This is a genomic window from Polaromonas sp. OV174 (genome assembly GCF_900112285.1).
In the GTDB taxonomy this organism is placed as follows: Bacteria; Pseudomonadota; Gammaproteobacteria; order Burkholderiales; family Burkholderiaceae_C; genus Polaromonas.
Genome location: NZ_FOKZ01000022.1, coordinates 27638 through 50697, shown reverse-complemented (window position 1 = coordinate 50697; position 23060 = coordinate 27638). Strand labels below are relative to the sequence as shown.

At 59.9% G+C, this 23060-nt stretch carries 19 protein-coding genes; 4 read left to right on the top strand and 15 right to left on the bottom strand.

Going from position 1 to position 23060, the window contains the following annotated elements; translation table 11 throughout:
• The first annotated feature begins 72 nt into the window (after positions 1–72).
• The gene (locus tag BM160_RS17515) at positions 73–648 is read left to right on the top strand and encodes a DUF4124 domain-containing protein (protein ID WP_369821802.1); all 576 of its coding nucleotides are present in this window, start codon (positions 73–75) and stop codon (positions 646–648) included.
• Between the two features lie 43 nt (positions 649–691).
• Here BM160_RS17515 and BM160_RS17510 read toward each other — a convergent pair whose 3' ends face one another.
• Positions 692–1021 carry an RnfH family protein gene (locus BM160_RS17510; protein ID WP_092007455.1) on the bottom strand — a complete coding sequence of 110 codons (330 nt, stop codon included), beginning with the start codon at positions 1019–1021 and terminating at the stop codon, positions 692–694.
• A 21-nt stretch (positions 1022–1042) separates the two neighbouring features.
• Positions 1043–1489 (bottom strand): type II toxin-antitoxin system RatA family toxin, encoded by a 447-nt coding sequence (locus BM160_RS17505; protein ID WP_092007454.1) that lies wholly within the window; start codon positions 1487–1489, stop codon positions 1043–1045.
• A gap of 62 nt (positions 1490–1551) precedes the next feature.
• On the opposite strand from BM160_RS17505, the gene smpB reads away from it, so the two are divergent.
• A complete protein-coding gene (gene smpB, locus BM160_RS17500; protein WP_255368991.1) occupies positions 1552–2109 on the top strand; it encodes an SsrA-binding protein SmpB in 558 nt (185 codons plus the stop codon).
• Between the two features lie 56 nt (positions 2110–2165).
• On the opposite strand, the gene BM160_RS17495 is transcribed toward smpB, so the two are convergent.
• The 12 genes from BM160_RS17495 to BM160_RS17440 all read right to left on the bottom strand — a co-directional run bounded on the left by BM160_RS17495 (position 2166) and on the right by BM160_RS17440 (position 18708).
• Positions 2166–3323 (bottom strand): enoyl-CoA hydratase/isomerase family protein, encoded by a 1158-nt coding sequence (locus BM160_RS17495; protein WP_255368990.1) that lies wholly within the window; start codon positions 3321–3323, stop codon positions 2166–2168.
• The gene (locus BM160_RS17490) at positions 3320–4204 is read right to left on the bottom strand and encodes a DMT family transporter (protein WP_092007452.1); all 885 of its coding nucleotides are present in this window, start codon (positions 4202–4204) and stop codon (positions 3320–3322) included. Before BM160_RS17490 ends, BM160_RS17495 begins: the two co-directional genes overlap by 4 nt.
• Before the next feature lie 114 nt (positions 4205–4318).
• Positions 4319–6142 (bottom strand): translational GTPase TypA, encoded by a 1824-nt coding sequence (typA, locus tag BM160_RS17485; protein ID WP_092007451.1) that lies wholly within the window; start codon positions 6140–6142, stop codon positions 4319–4321.
• Positions 6143–6179: 37 nt separating this feature from the next.
• Positions 6180–7211 carry a tRNA pseudouridine(55) synthase TruB gene (gene truB, locus BM160_RS17480; RefSeq protein ID WP_092007450.1) on the bottom strand — a complete coding sequence of 344 codons (1032 nt, stop codon included), beginning with the start codon at positions 7209–7211 and terminating at the stop codon, positions 6180–6182.
• Positions 7212–7301: 90 nt separating this feature from the next.
• Positions 7302–7670, bottom strand: a complete 369-nt coding sequence (gene rbfA / locus BM160_RS17475) for a 30S ribosome-binding factor RbfA (RefSeq protein ID WP_092007449.1) — start codon at positions 7668–7670, stop codon at positions 7302–7304.
• 94 nt (positions 7671–7764) lie between these two features.
• On the bottom strand, positions 7765–10680 hold the full coding sequence (infB, locus tag BM160_RS17470; protein WP_092007448.1) for a translation initiation factor IF-2: 2916 nt from the start codon (positions 10678–10680) through the stop codon (positions 7765–7767).
• Positions 10681–10708: 28 nt separating this feature from the next.
• On the bottom strand, positions 10709–12229 hold the full coding sequence (gene nusA / locus BM160_RS17465; RefSeq protein WP_092007447.1) for a transcription termination factor NusA: 1521 nt from the start codon (positions 12227–12229) through the stop codon (positions 10709–10711).
• 22 nt (positions 12230–12251) lie between these two features.
• Positions 12252–12842 carry a ribosome maturation factor RimP gene (rimP, locus tag BM160_RS17460; protein WP_092007446.1) on the bottom strand — a complete coding sequence of 197 codons (591 nt, stop codon included), beginning with the start codon at positions 12840–12842 and terminating at the stop codon, positions 12252–12254.
• A gap of 196 nt (positions 12843–13038) precedes the next feature.
• Positions 13039–14643: an ABC transporter ATP-binding protein gene (locus tag BM160_RS17455; RefSeq protein WP_092007445.1), complete on the bottom strand. Its 1605-nt coding sequence runs from the start codon at positions 14641–14643 to the stop codon at positions 13039–13041.
• Positions 14640–15695: an ABC transporter permease gene (locus BM160_RS17450; protein WP_092007444.1), complete on the bottom strand. Its 1056-nt coding sequence runs from the start codon at positions 15693–15695 to the stop codon at positions 14640–14642. Before BM160_RS17450 ends, BM160_RS17455 begins: the two co-directional genes overlap by 4 nt.
• 2 nt (positions 15696–15697) lie before the next feature.
• Positions 15698–16732, bottom strand: a complete 1035-nt coding sequence (locus BM160_RS17445) for a microcin C ABC transporter permease YejB (protein ID WP_092007443.1) — start codon at positions 16730–16732, stop codon at positions 15698–15700.
• A 161-nt stretch (positions 16733–16893) separates the two neighbouring features.
• On the bottom strand, positions 16894–18708 hold the full coding sequence (locus BM160_RS17440; protein WP_369821801.1) for an extracellular solute-binding protein: 1815 nt from the start codon (positions 18706–18708) through the stop codon (positions 16894–16896).
• Positions 18709–18802: 94 nt separating this feature from the next.
• Between BM160_RS17440 and fabI the strand changes: the two genes are divergently transcribed.
• Both fabI and BM160_RS17430 read left to right on the top strand, forming a co-directional pair.
• The gene (gene fabI, locus BM160_RS17435) at positions 18803–19600 is read left to right on the top strand and encodes an enoyl-ACP reductase FabI (RefSeq protein WP_092007442.1); all 798 of its coding nucleotides are present in this window, start codon (positions 18803–18805) and stop codon (positions 19598–19600) included.
• 87 nt (positions 19601–19687) lie between these two features.
• A complete protein-coding gene (locus BM160_RS17430; protein ID WP_092007441.1) occupies positions 19688–20551 on the top strand; it encodes a DNA ligase in 864 nt (287 codons plus the stop codon).
• A gap of 36 nt (positions 20552–20587) precedes the next feature.
• On the opposite strand, the gene BM160_RS17425 is transcribed toward BM160_RS17430, so the two are convergent.
• Entirely contained in the window at positions 20588–22876 is a 2289-nt protein-coding gene (locus BM160_RS17425) for an arginine/lysine/ornithine decarboxylase (RefSeq protein WP_092007440.1), read from the bottom strand.
• Between the last annotated feature and the right edge of the window lie 184 nt (positions 22877–23060).

Below are 23060 nucleotides of genomic sequence, written 5' to 3'. Positions count from 1 at the left end.
TACCTTTCTCCCGAAAGACAAGTCGGCTGTGGGCTTGACCCGGGGATGCTGACCGGGGCGTAAAAGTCAGCCATGGCCGCCGCTCCTCAAAAAAATCCTGCGGCGCGGCGCTACACTGGTGAAATGGACTTCAAATTTGCTTCAAGAACCATTTTTTTGGCGCTCGCCTGTGGATCATTTGCCGTCACGGCCGTGGCCCAGTGGCAATGGATAGACAAAGATGGCCGTAAAGTATTCAGCGACCGCTCGCCACCTGCTGACATTCAGGAAAAAAATATTCTGAAGCGCCCCGGCAACCAGAAGCCTGTGGCGGCACAGCCTGCCAATGAAAATCCGGCAGTCGCCGTTTCGGCGCCGGCAGCCAAGGCCAGCGCGCCCAAACTGTCTGGCAAAGATGCGCAGCTTGAGGCCAAGAAAAAACAGGCTGAAGAAGAGGAAGCCGCCAAGAACAAGGCGGAAGAAGACAAAATAGCAAAGGCCAAGGCTGAAAATTGCGAGCGAGCCAAAAAAGGCCTGACCAGCCTGCAATCCGGCGTCAGGATTTCGACCGTCAACGCCAAAGGCGAGCGGGAGTTTATGGATGACGGCACCCGTGCCGCAGAAACAAAGCGCATTCAAGGCATCACCGAGAGCGACTGCGCCAAATAGAGCCGGCAGGGCTTTTTAGCCTTGGCAGCCGATCAGGCCGGATTCAATAGCCGGCTTTGGCTCCCGCCCGGGTCTTGGCGAATAGCCCGGCACTTTTCGCACCCTGACGGTTAAAGCGCTCGCGCCGGGCGACTTTGGGGTCTACCCGCAAGGCCCGGTAAATTTCCACCCTGTCCCCGTCCATCAGTTTTTGCGTCAGAGCGGCTTTGCGACCCCACACCCCCAGCGTCAGACGACCGGCCTGGAGCTCGGGAAAGGTCTCCAACACCCGGCATTGCGCCAGCGCCTGCGCAATGCTGGCATCCGCAGCCAGCTCAAGTGCCCACTCCTTAACCTGCCGGGGCGCGGGTGAGTACAACAGCACAACTTTCATGAGGCACCCGCTTTCATGCCCTCAGGCCTCGCCATAAACCTGGGCGGCCCTTTTGACGAAGGCGTCAACCATGCTGCCCGCGATTTTGTCGAACACCGGGCTGACCAGCGTAGACAGCGCGCCGCTTTCAAAGGCGTAGCACAAGGTGAATTCCACCTTGCAGGCGCGCTGGCTGCCGTCCCCCAAAGGAGAAAAGTGCCAATCACCTTCGAGTTTTGAAAACGGGCCATCCACCAGCTGGATGCTGACTTTGCGGTCGGCCTCATGTCGGTTGCGGGTGGTGAAGCTGTGCGACAGGCCGGCAATGGAAATACCCACCTTGGCGGTCATGCCTTGGGGGTTTTCCTCGTCGACGCTGGCTTGGTCGCACCAGGGCAAAAACTGCGGATAACTGGCGACATCGGTCACCAGCGCAAACATTTCTGCGGCGCTGTACCAAATTAGAACGGACTTGTGAACGGTTTTCATACAATCAAAGGCTGGGCGCAATTGTATTAGCCACTATCGCGCCTTCGCCCTTACCTCAAGCCATGGCCACAAAAGAAGCATCCTCCTCCAAAAAACCAGCCGCGGCCTCCTCAGGCAAAGCCGGCGCCAAGCCGGCCAGCAATCTGTCAGCCAAGGCAGCCGCCGCTGCGATTCGCATAGCCGACAACAAAAAAGCCACTTTCAACTACCACATAGAGGAACGTTTTGAGGCCGGCATGGTGCTGGAAGGCTGGGAGGTGAAGTCTCTGCGCGAAGGCAAGGTGCAGCTCACCGACGGCTACGTGGTGATACGCAACGGCGAGCTCTTCATCATCGGTTGCCAGATCAACCCGTTAGGCACGGCCTCGACCCATGTGCGCCCCGACTCCGTGCGGACCAAAAAACTGCTGATGCACAAGGACGAAATTCGCCGGCTGATGGGCAAGGTGGAGCAAAAAGGCTTCACGCTGGTGCCGCTCAACCTGCACTGGAAAGCCGGCAAGGTGAAATGCGAGATTGGTCTGGCCAAGGGCAAGGCCGAGCACGACAAGCGCGACACCATCAAGGACCGCGAAGGCAAGCGCGAGGTGGATCGCGCCATGAAGTCCAGAAACCGCTAAGCGGCTAACAGACCAACAGGTGCCCTGCCCGGCCGTGGGCAGCGCACCTGCTGTGTTTACAAGGCGCGCAAAGGGTGCGTGTCCGCCGTCCAGGGGCTGACAAAGAACGCATCGGCCATGCCTGGCTTCACGTCTTCGATACGGGCTGGATTCCACTGCGGTTTGTAATCCTTGTCCACGGCCAGCGCGCGTATGCCCTCAACGGTTTCACTTTGCGCGCCAGCGCGCAGGTGAAAGCATTGATAAACCATGTCACGCTCCATGCGCAAATCGTCGGCCAGCGTCATGCCACGGGCCCGGCGAATCTGCTCCAGCGTCACATGCAGCATCAGCGGCGAGCGCTTGCGCAGGGTGGCAGCGGTCTTGCGGGCCCAGACATCGTCCTGCGCGCCTTCCAGAGCATCAACGATGTGTTTGACGCGTGCCAACGAAAAACAGGCATCAATTTGGCCTGTAGCCAAGACAGGACGGGCGCGGTCAGCTACCAATTCAGTAGCAATCCAGGCATCAACCTGAGCGCTGGAGGCAAAATCCTGGCTGGCAAAATCATTCCACAACGTCGGCAGCCGCGCGGCCTCCACCTTGACGTCGGCCAGTCCATAGCCCAGAGCCTCATCGGCGCCGATGACATCGCCGGTCAATGCTAGGTATTCACCGGCATGGCCCGGGCAACGGCTGAGGAAATAACCGCCGCCCACATCCGGAAACAGGCCGATATTGGTCTCTGGCATGGCCATCTTGGTGTGCTCGGTGACGATGCGCACTTTTGCCCCCTGGCTGATGCCCATGCCGCCGCCCATCACCACGCCATCCATGAAAGCGATATAGGGCTTGGGATAGGTCTGGATCAGGTGGTTGAGGCCGTATTCCTCGGTGAAAAAATCGTCCAGCGCAGCCAGTTCTGCACCGCCGGCCAGGGCGGCTTGGTGGAAAAAACGGATATCACCGCCGGCGCAAAACCCGCCAAAAAGGCTCTCGGGCGTGCCCGGACGGCCATGCTTGTTGCTGCCGCGAATCGCCACCGCCAAAACGGCAGGGTCGTCACGCCAGACTTGCAAGGTGGCGAGCAGTTCGCGCACCATGGGCAGCGACAGCGCATTGAGCGCCTTGGGCCGATTCAGCGTGATCAGCCCGACACCGCCGCGGCGCTCTACCTGCACCTCGCTGTTAGGCGGACTATTTTTCTCGTCACTCGTCATAAGTTCAGCATTCATGATTTCTGTCTCCATCCAATCAGTTCATTGATCACCAGCGCGACTATGACCAGCGCACCGCCGGTCAACACGCTGGCACCCGGTACCTCGTTGGCTCCCACCCAGGCCAGCAAGATGCCAAAAATCACCTCCAGCAAGGCCAGCAGCGCGACCTCCGGCGCCTTGAGCACACCGGCACAGAGCACCGCCAGCACACAGGGAATCGCCAGCTGAAAAAGCCCAAGCAGGGCCAGCAGGCCAATATCATGCGGCGTCGCCGACAAGGGAAAAGCCAGGGGCAAGGTCGCCAAAGAGGAAATCCCCGCCCCCACCAGCACGGCAGGCACCAGGTCGATATTTTGGCCATGGGCACGGCTATGCTGCACCACGGTCCAGTTGGCCGCGCTGGCCAAAGGCACCAGCAGCGCCACCAGCGTGCCGCCCAGATGGCTGGACAAATCCATCTGCCCGCCATACATCCACGCAATGCCGGCACCGGCCATGACAATGGCCAGCCAGGTACGCGGGGGAATGCGGTGGCCTATGAAAACACGCGCCAGCAAGGCGGTAATGAGCGGGCTGGCCGCCATGGTCACCAGCACATTGGCCACGGTGGTGAGCGTCAGCGCCACCATGAAGGCCGTGAACATCACGCTCCAGCAAACACCCGACAGCCATAGCGCCCGGCCGCCACTGCGGATTTTGGCGAACACGACCCGGCCCTGAAACATCGGCAGGATGATCAGCAGCGACAACAAGGTAAAAAAGCTGCGCCAGAAGGTGATCTCAAAGCTGCGCGCTGATTCCAGCTGCCTGGTGACCACGCCGGCGATAGACCACATCAGTGTGACGACAACCATCAGGACCACTGCCCTGCCATGCGTGAATTGCGTGAGCTTCATGAAACACCCTGGGTAATAGCGCAAAGGCAACACCTGCAGACGACGAAAGGGCCACTGTCAGGCAGCGGCCCTTTCCAATACTCTCTAGCTTAAGCCGCCGAAGCGGCTAAAGGATTAACGGCCAGCGCGTTTGCGCTCGCTTTCCTTCAGGAAACGTTTGCGCAGACGGATGGATTTTGGCGTGATTTCCACCAGTTCGTCGTCCTCGATGAATTCCACACCGTATTCCAGCGTGCACTCGATAGGCGGCGTGATCTTGACGGCGTCTTCCTTGCCGGACACACGGAAGTTAGTCAGCTGCTTGGTACGCGTGGCGTTGACCACCAGATCGTTGTCACGGCTGTGGATGCCGACAATCATGCCTTCGTATACCGGATCATTGGCCTTGACGAACATACGGCCGCGGTCATCGAGCTTGCCCAGAGCGTAGGTGAAGATTTCACCGTCGTCCATGGAGATCAGCACACCGTTTTTACGGCCGCCGATGTCGCCTTTATGCGGCTCATAGCTGTCGAAGATGTTGGAGATCAGGCCGGAACCACGGGTCAAGTTCAGGAACTCATTGGTGAAACCAATCAGGCCACGCGCAGGAATGCGGTATTCCAGGCGCACACGGCCACGGCCGTCCGGCTCCATGTTGACCAGTTCGCCCTTGCGCTCGCCCAGGGCCTGCATCACACCACCTTGATGGGTTTCTTCGATGTCGGCAGTCACCAACTCGATAGGCTCATGGCGCACGCCATCGACATCCTTGAACACCACGCGTGGCTTGGAGACGGCCAGCTCGTAGCCTTCGCGGCGCATGTTTTCCAGCAAGATGGTCAGGTGCAACTCGCCCCGGCCCATGACTTCAAAGATACCTTCTTCGTCGGTTTCCTTGACGCGCAAAGCGACGTTGTGCTGCAGTTCTTTTTGCAGGCGGTCCCAGATCTGGCGGCTGGTGACGAACTTGCCTTCACGGCCGGCCAGCGGGCTGGTGTTGACGCAGAAGTTCATGGTCAGGGTCGGCTCATCCACCTTGAGCATGGGCAGCGGCGCCGGGTTGGTCGGGTCGGTGACGGTCACGCCAATGCCGAGATCGGCAATGCCGTTGATCAGCACGATGTCGCCGGGGCCGGCTTCGGTCACTTGCACACGGTCAATACCGTGGAACTTCAGCACCTGGTTGATGCGGCCTTTGACAGCCTTGCCATCCGGGCCTTCCATCACGACCACATCCATCATGGGCTTGATCGTGCCCTGGCTGATGCGGCCAACGCCGATGCGGCCCACAAAGGTCGAGAAGTCGAGTGCGGAAATCTGCAGCTGCAGCGGCGCTTCCGGGTCACCCTTTTGGGCTGGTACATGCTTGAGCACGGTATTGAACAGGGCCGACATGTCGGGGCCCCACTGCTCGCCCGGCGCGCCCTCTTCCAGCGAGGTCCAGCCGTTGATGCCCGAGGCATAGACCACGGGGAAATCGAGCTGTTCGTCGGTCGCGCCCAGCTTGTCGAACAGATCGAAAGCGGCGTTGACCACGAAATCGGGACGTGCGCCCGGCTTGTCGACCTTGTTCACCACCAGGATGGGGCGCAGGCCCAGGGCCAGGGCCTTTTTGGTCACAAAGCGCGTCTGGGGCATGGGGCCTTCCTGCGCATCGATCAGCAGCACCACGCCGTCGACCATGGACAGAGCGCGTTCCACTTCGCCGCCGAAGTCGGCGTGGCCTGGGGTATCAACGATGTTGATGTGCGTGCCTTCCCAGCTCACGGCACAGTTCTTGGCCAAAATGGTGATGCCGCGCTCGCGCTCGATGGCACCGTTGTCCATCACGGTGTCTACGACTTTTTCGTGGTCGGCAAAGGTGCCGGACTGGCGCAGCAACTGGTCGACCATGGTGGTCTTGCCATGGTCGACGTGGGCGATGATGGCGATGTTACGGATCTGTTTTTGACTCATGGTTGACTTTCTGGGAACTTGGGGAAACGGTACTTGATTAATGTTGAAAAGAGCCTGCGCCCAATGGCGCGGCCGTGGAAACGGGCAGGAAAACTTCAGGCGGCGGCTGCGCCGGTTGCAGGATGTTCTGAATCTCGATCGGACTCAGCAGACGCTGGGGAATCAGTTCATCCGCCGCAATGTGGGCGGTGCCTAAAAATGCCGCCGGTGCTGAGCCATACACCTGCACCAGCGGCGCATCGGCGCCCCACTGACCGCGACGACGCAGGCCGCTCAAAAAACGCCCTGCGTTCTCAGCGTCCAATGTGACGACCGGATAATCGTTCACCAGCGTCTGCGGCGGCAACAGGCAAGCGTCGCGCTCGGCTTCGCTCATGGCTTCCAGCGCGGCCAGCGTGACGCATTGCGCCGCCACGAAGCCACCGGTTTCAATCCGCCGCAGCGAACCCAGATGGGCGCCGCAACCGAGTGCCTCGCCGATGTCTTCGCCCAAGGTGCGGATGTAAGTGCCCTTGCTGCAGCTGACTACGATTTTGATAGCTACTTCCGCCCGTGGATCCTGGGCTAGAGCCATATTTAGCTTATAAATAGTGATGTGACGAGCTTCCCGCTCCACTTCTTCACCCTTGCGCGCGTACTCATAAAGCGCCTTGCCATCTTTCTTCAAGGCAGAATACATGGGGGGAATTTGCGCCAGCGGGCCGGTAAAGCGCTGCGTCATGACTTGCAGCAACTCGGGCGTGATCTCGGGTATCGGCCGCGTCTCAATCACTTCGCCTTCGGCGTCAGCCGTCGTGGTTTTCTGGCCCAGCAGCAAGACGGCTTCGTAGGTCTTGTCGGCATCGAGCTGCAGCTGGCTGAACTTGGTGGCCGCGCCAAAGCACAGCGGCAACACGCCGGTGGCCAGGGGATCAAGCGTGCCGGTATGACCGGCCTTCTCGGCGCGCAGCAGCCATTTGGCTTTTTGCAAGGCCTGATTACTCGACAAACCCAGCGGCTTGTCGAGCAGCAGCACGCCATGCACGGGACGTCGCTGAATTTTCTGGCGATGAGAAGATGTTTGCGTCATAAAACTCCGACAGGCTCAGCGCACGGGCTGGAACCGAGCGCTCGGTTGGCACCGTTGTCCCCGAACCTGTCAAAGGGGAACGGCGCGAACTCAGTCGTCCTGGGCGCGAGAGGAAACCGCCTTGGCAATCAAGGCGTTCATGTCGGCCGCACGCTCAGTGGTGCGGTCGAAATGAAAATGCAGGGTCGGAACCGTGTGCGTCATCAGACGTTTGAACAGGCCGTTGCGCAGGAAACCGGCGGCCTGGTTGAGGGCTACTTCGCACTCTTTGGCGTCGCCAATGAGCACGCTGAAAAACACCTTGGCATGCGCGTAGTCAGGCGTGACTTCAACCGCCTGAATCGTCACCATGCCGACCCTGGGGTCCTTCAACTCGCGCGCGATCAGTTCCGTCAGATCCCGCTGGATCTGGTCGGCAACACGAAAGCCGCGGTTGGGGGTGGATGACTTTTTACGCATGAAACAAAAATTTGAACTTGATGGCTTGGCTTGTAATACTGACTTTCACCGAAATAGCCCGCCAACTCTAAGAAGATGGCGGGCTGTCCGTTTTTTACAAGGTCCGTGCAACTTCCCTGATTTCAAAGAACTCAAGAATATCGCCAACCTGAATGTCGTTGTAATTCTTGACATTCAAGCCGCACTCGAAGCCTTCCTTGACTTCCTTGGCATCGTCCTTGAAGCGCTTGAGCGAATCGAGCTCACCCGTGAAGATGACCACGTTTTCGCGCAGCAAGCGCAACTTGGCGGAGCGGCGAACCACACCGGCGGTGACCATACAGCCGGCAATCGAGCCGATCTTGCTGACCTTGAACACCTGGCGAATCTCGGCATTACCGATGATTTCTTCCTTCTTGTCGGGCGTGAGCATGCCGGACATGGCGGCCTTGAGTTCGTCCACAGCGTCATAAATGATGTTGTAGTAACGAATATCAATGCCGTTGTTCTCGGCCTGCTTGCGCGCCTGGGCATCGGCCCGGGTGTTAAAGCCGATCAGCACCGCCTTGGAGGCAATTGCCAGATTGACGTCGGACTCGGAAATACCACCCACACCGGAGTACACCAGTTGGACCTTGACTTCGTCGGTCGAGAGCTTGAGCAGTGACTGCGCCAGCGCTTCCTGTGAACCCTGCACATCGGCCTTGATGATGATGGGCAGCATCTTGACTTCGCCGGCGTTGATGTCGGAGAACATGTTCTCCAGCTTGGACGCCTGTTGCTTGGCCAGCTTGGTATTGCGGAACTTGCCAGCGCGGTAGGTGGCGATTTCGCGCACGCGGCGCTCGTCCGTCATGACCATGAAATCGTCGCCGGCCTGAGGCACTTCCGTCAGACCTTGGATTTCGACCGGAATCGAAGGACCAGCGGTTTTGACCGGTTTGCCGTTTTCATCCAGCATGGCGCGCACGCGGCCATAGGTCGAACCCGCCAACACCACGTCACCAGCTTTCAGCGTACCGGACTGCACCAGCACCGTGGCAACCGGGCCGCGGCCCTTGTCCAGGCGGGCTTCAATCACCAGACCCTTGGCCATGGCATCGACCGGAGCCTTCAGCTCCAGCACTTCGGCTTGCAGCAACACCTGCTCCAGCAGATCGTCGATGCCTGCGCCGGTACGGGCGGACACTGGCACGAACGGTGAATCACCGCCGAACTCTTCCGGCACCACGCCTTCGGTGACCAGCTCGCCCTTGACGCGCTCGAGGTTCGCATCCGGCTTGTCGATCTTGTTGATCGCCACGACGATGGGAACGCCCGCTGCACGAGCGTGCTTGATTGCTTCCTTGGTTTGCGGCATGACACCGTCATCGGCGGCCACAACCAAAATCACGATATCGGTGGCCTGGGCGCCACGGGCACGCATGGCGGTAAACGCCTCGTGACCCGGGGTATCCAGGAAGGACACCACGCCGCGTGGTGTTTCCACGTGGTAGGCGCCGATATGCTGGGTAATGCCACCGGCTTCACCGGAGGCCACTTTGGCGCGGCGAATGTAGTCCAGCAGCGAGGTCTTGCCGTGGTCAACGTGACCCATGACGGTCACCACCGGTGCGCGCGACAGCGACTCTGACTGCTGACCCTGCACGTCCTCGTCGGTAAAGGCTTCCGGGTCGTCCAGTGCGGCAGTCAAGGCCTTGTGGCCCATTTCTTCCACCACGATCATGGCGGTGTCCTGGTCCAGCGGCTGATTGATGGTGGCCATCTGACCCAGCTTCATCAGGTGCTTGATCACTTCGGAGGACTTGATGCTCATCTTGTGAGCCAACTCCCCCACCGTGATGGTTTCCGGCACGTGAACTTCAATGACCTTGAACTCCGTAGGCGCCACAAAGTTGGACTCGGAACGCACTTCGCGACCGGTGCTGCCACGGCGACCACGCGGGCCACTGCGGAAATTACCGCGACCGGGAACCGCCGGAGCGCCGCGGCTAGGGATGCCCTTTTTCTTGGCAGCATCATCTTTCCAAGTCGAAGACAGGTTCTCCGACTTGACTTCTTTCTTGCCGGCGGCGCCTGGCGCTGCCACCGCACCAGGAGCGCCTGGCTTGGCCACTGCGCCGGGTGCAGCTGCTGGCTTGTGCAAAGTGCCCTTCATGGCGACCTTGGGGTCTACATGCGGTACCAACACACGCTTGGGCGCGGACAGCATGGCACGAATGCCAGCGGCTTCAGCTTCGGCCTTGCGGCGACGCTCCTGCAGATCCTGCGCCTTGGCGGCATCCGCCTGAAACTCAGCGGTGGCCTTGGCCTTGGCCGCAGCCAGCACGGTCGCGGCCTCGGCCGCCTTGCTGGTTTGCTCCGCCGCCGCTGCATCAGCGGCCTTGGTCGCCTCAGCCGTTACAGCTGGGGCTGGTTTTTCAATTTTCCCAATGGAAGGCTTGGCTTTCTTGGCGGCTTCTGCTGCCAGGGCAGCAGCCGCAGCCTGGGCTTCAGCCTCAGCCTTTTGTGCGGCAGCCTGACGCTCCAGCTCACGCGCCGCTTCCTTGGCGTCCTGCTCTTCACGCAGACGGCGCTTCTCGGCCAGTTCTTCTTCCTGGCGACGCAGCAACTCGGCGTGGCGATTGGCTTCTTCCTCGCGGCGAACCAGCTCGGCATCCGGAATGGCCGGCGCGGATGGCGCTGCGGCTACTTCGTGAGCCTCTTCAACGGGCATGTCAGAGCCATCCTCGCGCTTGACGAAGGTGCGCTTCTTGCGGACTTCCACCTGGATGGTGCGGGCCTTGCCGGTGGCATCGGCCTGCTTGATTTCGCTGGTGGATTTTTTCACCAGCGTGATTTTTTTGCGCTCGGCCGCAACAGTGCCATGGCTGGCCTGCAAATAGCCAAGCAGCTTTTGTTTGTCGGCCTCGGACAGGGGATCGCTGGCCTGCGTCTTGGCTACGCCTGCGCTGGTCAATTGCTCGATCAGGGTAGCGGGTGATTTATTCAATTCAGCTGCGAATTCAGCGACGGTAGTGGTACTGGACATATTTGGTTTTCCTGACTGGCCTCCATGATCATTGATCTTGAGCCGTTGCGGGTGCAGCGGCGGTGCCAGCGTCATCGGTAAACCAATGGGCGCGTGCTGTCATGATCAGGGCTGTGGCCTCGTCCGCGGACTGGCCGGTTATATCGGTAAGCTCGTCCACGGCCAGATCGGCCAGGTCGTCACGGGTCTGTACACCCGCCTCTTGGAGCTTGGCAATCAGCTCAGGGGTCAGCCCGGTCACGTCACGCAGATTCTGCGAAACGCCATCGGCGCTTTCTTCCTTGGCAATTTCCATGGTCAACAGCGCGTCTTTGGCGCGCGTGCGCAGCTCGTTGACGGTGTCTTCGTCGAAAGACTCGATTTCGAGCATTTCCTGTAGCGGCACATAAGCCACTTCTTCCAGGCTGGTGAAGCCTTCGGCGATCAGGATGTCGGCGATTTCTTCGTCCACATCCAGTTTTGCCATGAACAGCTTGCGGCTGCTGTCGGTTTCGTTGGCCTGCTTTTGCGCCGACTCGCTGGCATCCATGATGTTGATCTTCCAGCCGGTCAGCTCCGACGCCAAGCGCACGTTCTGACCACCGCGACCGATGGCAATGGCGAGGTTTTCCTCGTCCACCACCACATCCATGGCATGACGCTCTTCGTCAACGACGATAGAAGACACATTGGCAGGCGCCAGTGCGCCGATCACGAACTGGGCCGGATCTTCGCTCCACAGGACGATGTCGACGCGCTCACCGGCCAGCTCATTGGTCACGCCATTGACACGGGTGCCGCGAACGCCAACACAGGTGCCGATCGGGTCAACGCGCTTGTCATGCGAGAGCACGGCAATCTTGGCGCGCGAACCGGGATCACGGGCGCAGGATTTGATCTCCAGCAGACCTTGCTCGATTTCAGGCACTTCCTGACGGAACAACTCGATCATGTACTCGGGCGCAGTACGCGACAGGATGATGGGAGCGCCACGCAGCGTGGTGTCGACTTCCATGATCATGGCGCGAACACGGTCGCCAGAGCGCAGGTTTTCTTTCGGGATCATGTCGCCGCGGCGCAGACGGCCCTCGACACGACCGGACTCGACGATCAGATCGCCCTTGTCCATGCGCTTGACGGTGCCGACAAAAATCTTGTCGCCACGCGACATGAAATCGCTGAGCAGCATTTCACGTTCGGCATCACGGATTTTCTGCAGAATGACCTGCTTGGCCGCTTGCGCACCAATGCGGCCAATCGGCAGGCTCTCGACCGGCTTTTCAATGTAATCACCTTCTTCGATGTCGGCGATTTCATCGCGAGCGTCGCTTACCAGCTCTTCGGCTTCCGGGTTTTGCAGACCGGCCTCGTCGGCCACGACCAGCCAGCGGCGGAAGGTTTCGTAATTGCCGCTATCACGGTCCACGGCAACGCGGATGTCCACGCCCTCCGGGTACACCTTCTTGGTGGCCGAGGCGAGCGCAAGCTCGACGGCGCCAAAAACGACGTCACGTTCAACGTTTTTCTCACGCGAGATGGCATCAACCAACATCAACAGTTCGCGATTCATTTCACAAGCCTGCCTTTCTAAATTAATTCTCTGTAGGTCTATCGGCAACCGGGGCGAGCTTTGGTTTACGCCCCTTGAAATCAACGACAGACGCCAAACGCGCCTGCTGAATTTCATCCAGCGTGAACCCGAGTGCCTGCAGCGGTGCGGGAATTCTTTTTTTGCTAACTTTTTGGCCAGGCTTGACGGCGGGCTCATCGCTCCAGACGATTTGCCAGCCTCCCGACTCGGCGCGCTCCAGCGTGCCGCGAAACTTCTTGCGGCTGGCCGAAATCGTGGAGCCTGCGCTTGCCGCCACGCCAATCGGCGCCTTGAGCGTGAGATCAATCAACTCGCCGGCAAAGCGCTCAAAATCTTTTTCGTTACGCAAAGGCCTGTCGATGCCGGGGGAACTGACTTCCAGCCGTGAATATTCAGCACCCTCGACCTCCAGGACGAACTGCAACTGCCGCGTGACTTTTTCACAGTCTTCCGCATTGATGAATTGCTCGGCCTCGGGCGTATAGGGCATGTCAATCGTGACACGCAGCAAACCGCCACTGGTCCGCTCAATTTCTACCAGCTCGTACCCCAACCCCGTAACAGTTTGCTCAATCGTCTCTTGTAAGGCCATTCAGTTTTCTTGCTCGACAGTCCGTAAAAAACAAACGCCCAAAAAAAATGGGCGGTGAAAACCCGCCCATTTGGTCGTGAAGGGCGTATTCTAACGCACCCAACCCAGTGATGCAAACAATTTTCGTGCCTGAATCGCTTGGCCGCGCCTTCACATCAAGGGCAAGAGAAAATGCCAAGCCTTAATTTTGCCGCTTTCAGGCTTGCGCCACCAGTACCCGGGTATAGGGATGACGCGGCGTATCCAGCACTTCACTAACCGTGCCAGCCTCCACCACCTCGCCATCCTTCATCACCATCACCTCATGGGCCATGGCGCGTATCACCGCCACGTCGTGGGTGATCAGCAGATAACTCAGCCCGCGCTCACGCTGCAAGCGCTGCAGCAGCGCCAGCACCTGTTTTTGAATGGTCACATCCAGGGCGCTGGTGGGCTCATCCAGCACCAGCAACTGGGGATTGATGATGAGCGCGCGGGCAATCGCCAGCCGCTGGCGCTGTCCGCCAGAAAACTCATGCGGATAGCGCTGCAGCAAGCCGGGAAACTGCGCCTCGTCCATGCCCACATCGGCCAGCGCTTGCAGGGTGCGCAGCCGCCTTTCAGCCTGAAGCAATGCCGGCTCATGCACCAGCAAGCCCTCTTCGACGATAGCCTCCACCGTCATGCGCGGCGACAGCGAGGAAAACGGATCCTGAAAAACCACTTGAACGGCCCGACGAATGGCCTTGTTGCCGGCCGCCTGTCGGCCCCAGGCCTGACCCGCCGCCTGCAATTGCCCGGAAAAAGGCATGAGCCCCAGACTGGCCAGTGCCAGACTGGACTTGCCCGAGCCCGACTCACCAATCAGCCCCAGCGTGCGGCCGGCAGGAATATCAAAGCTGGCCTCCTTGACGGCGACAAACTCCGCCCGCTTGAACCAGCCCCGAAAACCAGGCACGGCGACGGGATAGGCCACGCGCAACTGGTGGGCCTGCAGGGTAGACGGCAAATTCGACGCCCCGCCCTCAACGACATTGCGAACCGGCTTGCTGTCTATCAATTGCCGGGTATAGGGGTGCTGCGGCCGGGCAAACACCTCTGCCACCGGCCCCTGCTCCACGATATGACCGTTTTGCATGACCGCGACCCGGTCGGCGAAGCGATGCACCAGATTGAGGTCGTGGGTGATCATGAGCACGGCCATGCCCATGCGCTGCTGCAAATCGCTCAGCAAGTCCAGAATCTGGCCGCGCAAGCTGACATCCAGCGCCGTGGTCGGCTCGTCGGCCAGCAGCAGCTTGGGCGCACAGGCCAGCGCCATGGCGATCATGGCGCGCTGGCGTTGCCCGCCCGACAGCTGATGGGGAAAAGAGCGGGCCCGTCGCGCGGCTTCGGTGATACCGGTATCCGCTAGCAATTTAATAGCTACCTCCGCAGACTCCGTTTGCGTCAAACCCTTTTTTAGCTGCACAACCTCGGCGATCTGATCGCCCACGCTGAACAAGGGGTTCAGTGCCGTCATGGGCTCCTGGAAAATCATGGCGATGTCCTGCCCCCGAATGCGGCGCAAACCGCTTTCTGGCATGGACAGCAGGTCCAGCGACCCATTCGCCTGAGGTTCCGGGCTGGCAAACAGCGCCTGACCGCTGATCTCGGCGTTCTGCACCAAGCGCAGCAGACTCAGGGCCGTGACCGTCTTGCCCGAACCCGACTCCCCGACCAGGGCCAGTTTTTCCCCCGCAGCAATGGAAAAATTGATGCCGTGAACCACCGGTTTGCCGGCAAAGGAGACGCCAAGGTTGGTGACTTGCAGCAGAGTCATTGGTCAAGCTTTCGCGGATCCAGGGCGTCGCGCAAGGCATCGCCCATGAAAGTCAGCAGCAGCAAGGTCGCGACCAGCACCGCAAAGGTCGACAAGGATATCCACCAGGCATCGATATTGGCCTTGCCCTGGTTCAGCAGCTCGCCCAGCGAGGGTGTTCCAGGCGGCACGCCCAGGCCGAGAAAATCCAGCGAGGTCAGCGCCAAAATGGCCGCACTCATGCGAAACGGCAAAAACGTGACCACAGGCGTCATGCTGTTGGGCAGGATGTGGCGCCACATGATCTGCAGATTGCTCACGCCCAGGGCCCGGGCGGCGCGCACGTAGTCCATCTGGCGATTGCGCAAAAACTCGGCGCGCACATAGTCCGACAGGCCCATCCAGCCGAACAGGCTGAGCAAAAGCAGCAGCAAGGCCACACTGGGCGCAAAAACGGCGCTAAAAATGATCAACAGGTAAAGCTCGGGCATGGAACTCCAGATTTCCATGAAGCGCTGAAATACCAGATCGGTTTTACCGCCCGCATAACCCTGAATCGCTCCTGTGATCACGCCTATCACCACGCCAATCACGGTCAGCGCCAGCCCGAAAAGCACACTTAAGCGAAAGCCATAAATCAGCTGCGCCAGTAGATCGCGCCCACGGTCGTCGGTGCCGAACAGGTTGCCCTGCGAGGGCGCCGAGGGATTGGGCTCCTTGGCAAAATAATTGATGGTGCGCGGGCCATAGGGGTTGGGCGGGTAAAGCGCCCAGTTGCCGTCTCGACTCAATTTGTCCCTGATGAAAGGGTCCAGGTAATCGGTGGGCGTATCAAAGTCGCCATCAAAGGTCTTCTCCGAATAGTCCTTGAGCAGCGGAAAGTAATACCCGCCTTTGTAGTTGACCAGCAGCGGCTTGTCGTTGGACAAGACCTCGGCAAACAGGCTGAACACCACCAGAAGGCTGAACAGCAGCAGGCTCCAGAAACCCAGGCGGTTGCGCCGAAAGCGCTGCCAGGCGCGGCGCGAAGGTGACAGCGAGGGCGGCGAGACGGGGGTTGGAAGGCTGCTCATACTCAATCAAACTTCACGCGCGGATCTACCCACACATAGCAAAGGTCGCTGATCAGCTTGGTCACCAGGCCAATCAGCGTGAATAAATAAAGCGTCCCCAGCACCACCGGGTAGTCGCGGCGAATCACGCTTTCATAGCTCAGCAAACCCAGGCCGTCGAGCGAAAAAAGCGTTTCTATCAGCAGCGATCCGGTGAAAAAAGCCCCTATGAAGGCTGCCGGAAAGCCGGTGATGATGGGAATCAGGGCATTGCGAAACACATGCTTCCAGAGCACCTGACGTTCGCTCAGGCCCTTGGCGCGGGCCGTCAGCACATACTGCTTGCGGATTTCCTCCAGAAACGAGTTCTTGGTCAGCACCGCTGTCACGGCAAAGCTGCCCAGCACCATGGCGATGACGGGCAAGGTGATGTGCCAAAGATAGTCGGTGATACGGGCGCCCCAGCTCAAGGTGTCCCAGTTGGCCGAGGTCAGGCCGCGCAGCGGAAACCATTGCAGCTGGCCGCCAAACACCACCAGCAGCGCCACGCCCAGCACGAAACCGGGAATGGCATAGCCCACCAGCACCACCAGCGTGGTGACAAAGTCAAAGCGCGTGCCCGCCCGCACCGCCTTGGCCACCCCCAGGGGCACGGCGATCAGGTAGCTGATGAAAAAGGTCCACAGGCCCAGACTGATGGATACCGGCATTTTTTCCTTGATCAGCTGCCAGACATCCTTGTGCTGGTAAAAGCTGTTGCCCAGGTCAAAGCGCGCGAACTGCCCCAGCATCTGGAAAAAGCGCTGATGCACGGGCTTGTCAAAGCCGTACAAGGCCTTGATTTCCTCGATGCGCTGGGCATCCAGGCCTTGGCGGCCGCGGTAGCCGGCACCCGTTGCGGCGGCCCGCTCGCCACCCGAATCCCGGCCCTGCAACTGCGCCACCATTTGCTCCACCGGCCCGCCCGGCACAAACTGCACCATGGCAAAGGTCAGCAGCAGCACGCCCAGCAAGGTCGGAATCATCAGCAGCAGGCGCTTAAGGATGTAGCTGGCCATAGGTCAAACTTTCGAGCGTGGGTGAAGAGCAGCGGAAATTGCAGCGCGTGAGCGCGCGAAAGATCCCTTCAAGCAGGGGCCGAGGAACCGGCTCTGCCGGGCCTCAGGCGCAGCGGCCCCCTCGGGGGGCAGCGCAGTACACGAAGTGACAAGCGTGGGGGTCATCTCGCCCACCAGGTGCTCATGGCCCAGCTATCGGCCTGGTAATACGGCGGAATCACTGCCGGCAGGACAAAGCGGCCGGGTCGGTAGCCGATAAAAAACTCGTCGCCGTAATACTGGGGCACCGAGTAGTAGCCATTGGTCAAGACTCGGTCCAACGCTCGCATGGCGGCGCTCAATTCGGGCCGGGTGGTGGCCTTCACCACTTTTTGCAGCAGCGCATCAACCGCCGGATCGGCGATCCCCCAGAGATTGGAGGAGCCCGGCGTGGCGGCGGCCTTGGAGCCAAACAGCTCCAGCAGCTCACCCCCCGGTGCCGTGCTGCCGGGCAGGCGCAGCGTGGTGACTTCAAAGTCAAAACCGTCCAGCTTTTGCTTGCTCAGAGAGAAGTCGACGACGCGATAAGTCATGCCGATGCCCAGCTTCTCCAGCGCCTTCTGAAACGGCCCGACGATGCGGATCAGCGAGGGCTGGTCGTTCAGAAACTCCATGGTGAAGGCCTCGCCCTGGGCATTGCGCAGTGCGCCATCGCGGTAAGTCCAGCCGGCTTCTTTCAGCAGCGCCTGGGCCTGGCGCAGGTTTTCGCGCAGGCTGCCGGGTGGCGTGGTGCTGGGTGACAACGGCACCGGGCCAAACACGGCCGGGTTGAGTTTGGCGCGCAAAGGCTCCAGCAAGGCCAGCTCGTCGGGCTTGGGCAGGCCTTCGGCGTGAAACTCGCTATTGGGGAAGTAGCCGTTCACGCGCTTGTAAAGGCCATAAAACAGCTGCCGGTTCATCCATTCGAAGTCCATGGCCAGGCCTATGGCCTGACGCACCCGTACATCCTGGAACTTGGGCTTGCGCAGGTTGAAGACATAGCCCTGAAAGTCACCGGGGTTGCGGTTTTCAAAGGCGCGCTTGACCAGCTCGCCCGAGCTGAACTGCTTGCCGGTGTACTGGCGCGCCCAGTTGCGCGAGATGAACTCACGCAAAAAATCGTATTCGCCGGCCTTCAGGCCCTCAAAACGCGAGGTTTCGTCCAGATAAATCTTGAAGGTAATGCGGTCAAAATTGAACTGGCCCTTGCGGCTCGGCAGCTCAGCACCCCAGTAAGCCGGGTCGCGCACATAGGTGATGTCCCGCCCCATCGCAAGGTTGGCAATCTTGTAGGGCCCCGAACCTATGGGCGGCTCGGAGACGATCTGGTCAAAGGGCTTGCTGACACCGGCCACCTTGCCCCAGTCGCGGCTAAAGATCGGCATGCCACCCACCACCAGCGGCAGTTCCCGGTTGGGCGTGAGGAAGTCAAAGCGCAGCACCCGCTCGGACAGCACCGTGACGCCCTTGACCTCCGCATAAATCGTGCGGTATTGCGGCGCGGCGAGCTTGCCCGTGAGCTGGCTCCAGGAGTGCAGCACATCGGCCGCCAGCACAGGCGCGCCATTGTGAAAGCGCGCTTTTTCGTTGAGATGAAAGGTGGCCGAGAGTTTGTCGGCCGCCACCACCACATCGTCAGCCAGCAAGCCATAGGCCGTGGTGGGCTCCTCGGCATTGCCGACCAGCAGGCTTTCAATCAGCAAGCTGCCAATGCCGTAAGGCGCGGTGCCGCGCAAGGTAAAGGGGTTGAACTTGTCAAAATTGGTGGGCCGGGTTGGCGGCACCATGCGGATCTCGCCGCCCTTGGGCGCCGCCGGGTTCACATAGTCAAAGTGACTGAAGCCAACGGGGTATTTGATGTCGCCAAACTGGGCATATGCGTGGGCCGCCCATGAGGCCGGGGCAAGGCATGCCATCAGGCCCATCGCCAGGGCCCGTAAAAAATAGAAATCCCGCATGCGACAATTCTGCCCTACTTAGCTCGGCAGAAATTCGGGCGCCGGCTCGCTGGCGCCCACTTGGCCGACTCACCAAACACACTGGAGCATAAAAATGGGTTTTCTCACCGGCAAAAAACTGTTGATCACGGGCGTGCTGTCCAACCGCTCCATTGCCTATGGCATTGCCAAGGCCTGCCGCGCACAGGGCGCCGAGCTGGCCTTCAGCTACGTAGGCGAACGTTTCAAGGACCGCATCACCGAATTCGCCGCGGACTTTGACTCCAAGCTGATCTTCGACTGCGACGTCGGCGATGACGCGCAAATTGAAAAGCTGTTTGCCGATCTGTCCCAGACCTGGCCGACTTTTGACGGCTTTGTGCATAGCATTGGTTACGCCCCGCGCGAAGCGATTGCCGGCGATTTTCTGGAAGGTTTCTCGCGCGAGGGCTTCACGATCGCCCATGACATCAGCGCCTACAGCTTTCCAGCCATGGCCAAGGCCGCACTGCCCTTTCTCAACAACAAGGCCGCACTGCTCACCCTGACCTATCTGGGCGCGGAGCGCACCATCCCCAACTACAACACCATGGGCCTGGCCAAGGCCAGCCTGGAAGCGTCGGTGCGCTACCTGGCCGAATCCCTGGGCTCCAAAGGCATGCGTGTCAACGGCATCAGCGCCGGCCCCATCAAGACCCTGGCTGCCAGCGGCATCAAGGACTTCAGCAAGCTGCTGAGCGTGGTGGCTTCGGCCTCGCCGCTGCGCCGCAACGTCACCATTGAAGATGTCGGCAATGTCGCGGCATTTTTGCTGAGCGACCTGGCCGGCGGCGTCACTGCCGAAATCACCTATGTCGACGGCGGCTTCAGCCAGACGGCCGGCATCAGCCGCAGCAGCGAAGCGCTGGCCTGATTTTTAAGAAAAAAGTGGCTTTAGCGCCCGTCCAGTGGGCGACAGTAGCTATTTTTTCAATAGCAAATTCATCCCCAACGGCTTAGCATGCGGCGGCGCTCTTTTCTATCGCTGATCGGCTTCGCCGTCGCCGCTTCGCCCCTGCTCGCGGCAGCGGCGCCACCGCCACTGATGCTGGCCAATGTCTACCGTCCCGGCATCCTTCTGGCCGACTACTGGGTCAGCGAAAAACTCGATGGCGTGCGTGGCTACTGGGATGGTGAAAAGCTCTTGACCCGGGGAGGTGAGCGCATAGCCACACCGGACTGGTTCACGGCAGGCTGGCCCAAGGTCGCGCTGGACGGCGAGCTGTGGGCCGGTCGCGGCCAGTTCGCCAAAGCCGTTTCCACCGTGCGACAGCAAACGCCCAATGACGAGGCCTGGCGTGCCATGCGCTTCATGGTCTTTGACTTGCCGGCAGAAGGCGGCAGTTTCACCGAGCGGCTTCCCATCCTGAATGGCTGGGTCAGCCGGATCGACCAGCCCTGGGTGCAGGCCGTGGCGCAGTCCAAGGTGGCCAGCCACCAGGCCTTGCTCAGCCTGTTGGCCAAGACCGTCAAACATGGCGGTGAGGGCCTGATGCTGCATCGTGGCGCATCGCTCTACAAGGCGCAGCGCAACGACGATCTGCTCAAGCTCAAAACCCACGAAGACAGCGAAGCGCGCGTGGTGGCGCATATTCCCGGCAAGGGAAAATATGTCGGCAAGCTGGGGGCGCTGCTGCTTGAAATGCCGGCGGTCAACGGCCAGCCGGGGCTGCGGTTCAAGTTGGGCAGCGGCTTTACCGATGCCCAGCGGGAAAACCCGCCGCATCTTGGGGCTCAGGTCACTTACCGCTTCAGAGGCTTGAATAACAGCGGTATTCCCCGCTTTGCCAGCTTCATGCGAGTGCGCGAAGACTTCGCCTTGTGAGAGCGGCCGGCGCGCACGCCAGCCGCTGTTTCCCGGCTACTTCTTGACGCAATCAGCGTAGTAGCGAATCTTGCCCTTGCTGTCTTCCTGGGCCACCAGCCCATGGATATCGGTTTCAAAGCCAGGGCACTGGGCATTGAACTCGCGGGAGAACTTGAGGTAGTCGACAATTTTCTTGTTAAACACTTCCCCGGGAATCAGCAAGGGAATGCCTGGTGGGTAAGGCGTGACCAGCCCAACCGTGATACGGCCCTCCAGGTGGTCAATCTCCACCCGCTCGGTGGTCCGGTGCGCGATATGGGCATAGGCATCGCTAGGCTTCATGGCCGGCGCCAGATCGCTCAGGTAGACCTCGGTCGTCAGGCGCGCAATGTCGTACTTGGTGTAAAGGGCGTGAATATGCTGGCACAGGTCGGCCAGGCCCATGCGCTCATAGCGCGGGAACTTCTGGCAGAACTCGGGCAGGATGCGCCACATCGGCTGATTCTTGTCGTAATCGTCCTTGAACTGCTGCAGCGCCGTTAGCAAGGTGTTCCAGCGCCCCTTGGTAATGCCAATGGTGAACAGGATAAAAAAGCTGTAAAGGCCGGTTTTTTCCACGATCACACCGTGTTCGGCCAAAAACTTGGTCACGATGCTGGCGGGAATACCGGTCTTGGAGAACTTGCCATTGAGGTCCAGACCGGGCGTGACGATGGTCGACTTGATCGGATCCAGCATATTGAAGCCGGTCGCCATCTGGCCAAAACCATGCCAGTTGTTGGCGCCGTTCTTCGCCGTCTTGGCGCTGCGCGACTCACCCTTGATGATCCAGTCTTTGGCCAGACCTATGCCCTCCTCCACCAGCTTGTCCGGCCCCCAGACCTTGAACCACCAGTCGCCGCCATATTCTTCGGCGATCTTGCGCATGGCGCGCCGGAAATCGAGTGCCTCGGCAATGCTTTCCTCCACCAGCGCGGTGCCGCCCGGCGGCTCCATCATGGCGGCGGCCACGTCGCAGCTGGCGATGATGCTGTATTGCGGCGAGGTCGAGGTGTGCATCAGATAGGCCTCATTAAAGAGATGCCTGTCCAGCTTGGTATTTTGTGAATCCTGCACCAGCACCTGGCTAGCCTGGCTGATACCGGCCAGCAGCTTGTGGATCGACTGGGTGGCATAGACCACCGCATTTTTGGGTCGAATCCGGTTCTTCCCCATAGAGTGGTAAGTGCCGTAAAACGGATGAAAGGCCGCGTGGGGCAGCCAGGCTTCATCAAAATGCAGGTTATCGATATAACCGTCCAGCATGCCTTTGATGGTTTCCGTGTTGTACAGCACGCCGTCGTAGGTGGACTGCGTCAGCGTCAACACCCGGGGCTTGACCGTGGCGGCGTCAACGCCCTTGAGCAGCGGGTTGGCGGCAATTTTGGCGCGTATGGTGTCGGGCTCGAATTCGCTCTGCGGAATCGGTCCGATGATGCCGAAATGGTTGCGTGTCGGCTTCAAAAACACCGGAATCGAGCCCGTCATGATGATGGCGTGCAGGATGGACTTGTGGCAGTTGCGGTCAACCACCACGACATCGCCGGGCGCTACGGTGTGGTGCCACACCATTTTGTTGCTGGTCGACGTGCCATTGGTGACGAAAAAGCAATGATCGGCATTGAAAATGCGCGCGGCATTGCGCTCGGACGCCGCTATCGGGCCGGTATGGTCGAGCAGCTGGCCGAGTTCTTCCACAGCGTTGCACACGTCGGAACGCAGCATGTTCTCACCGTAGAACTGGTGGTACATCTGGCCCACCGGGCTTTTCAGGAAGGCCACGCCACCCGAATGCCCCGGGCAGTGCCAGGAGAAGGAGCCGTCATCGGCGTAATCCAGCAAGGCCTTGAAAAATGGGGGCTGTACGCCTTCCAGATAGCTTTTGGCCTCGCGAATGATGTGGCGTGCCACGAACTCTGGCGTGTCTTCAAACATATGAATGAAGCCGTGCAGTTCGCGCAGGATGTCGTTGGGAATATGACGCGAGGTTTTGGTCTCGCCGTAGACATAAATCGGCACATCCAGGTTTTTACGCCGCACCTCTTCGATGAACTTGCGCAAGTCCAGCACGGCCGGATCCAGGTCAGGCCCGGGCGTGAACTCTTCATCGTCAATCGACAAGATAAAGGCACTGGCACGGCTTTGCTGCTGCGCAAACTGGGACAAGTCCCCATAACTGGTCGCGCCCAACACCTCAAAGCCTTCGCTTTCTATGGCTTGCGCCAGTGCGCGAATACCTAATCCCGAGGTGTTCTCGGAGCGGAAGTCTTCGTCAATGATGACAATCGGAAAGCGAAATTTCATGGCGTTAGCAGCAATTCATGGAGCCCTGAACCTGTCGGAGGGCATGGGACAACGCTCGATGGGCATAGACAGGTTGAGCCCGAACGTTTTGATAAAGGACTGCGAAGTGTACGGAGATATTGTGTCTATGCGCTCGTACAAGGGTGTATTTGCTCCAAAATGTAGCGCATCATCGACAAAAGGG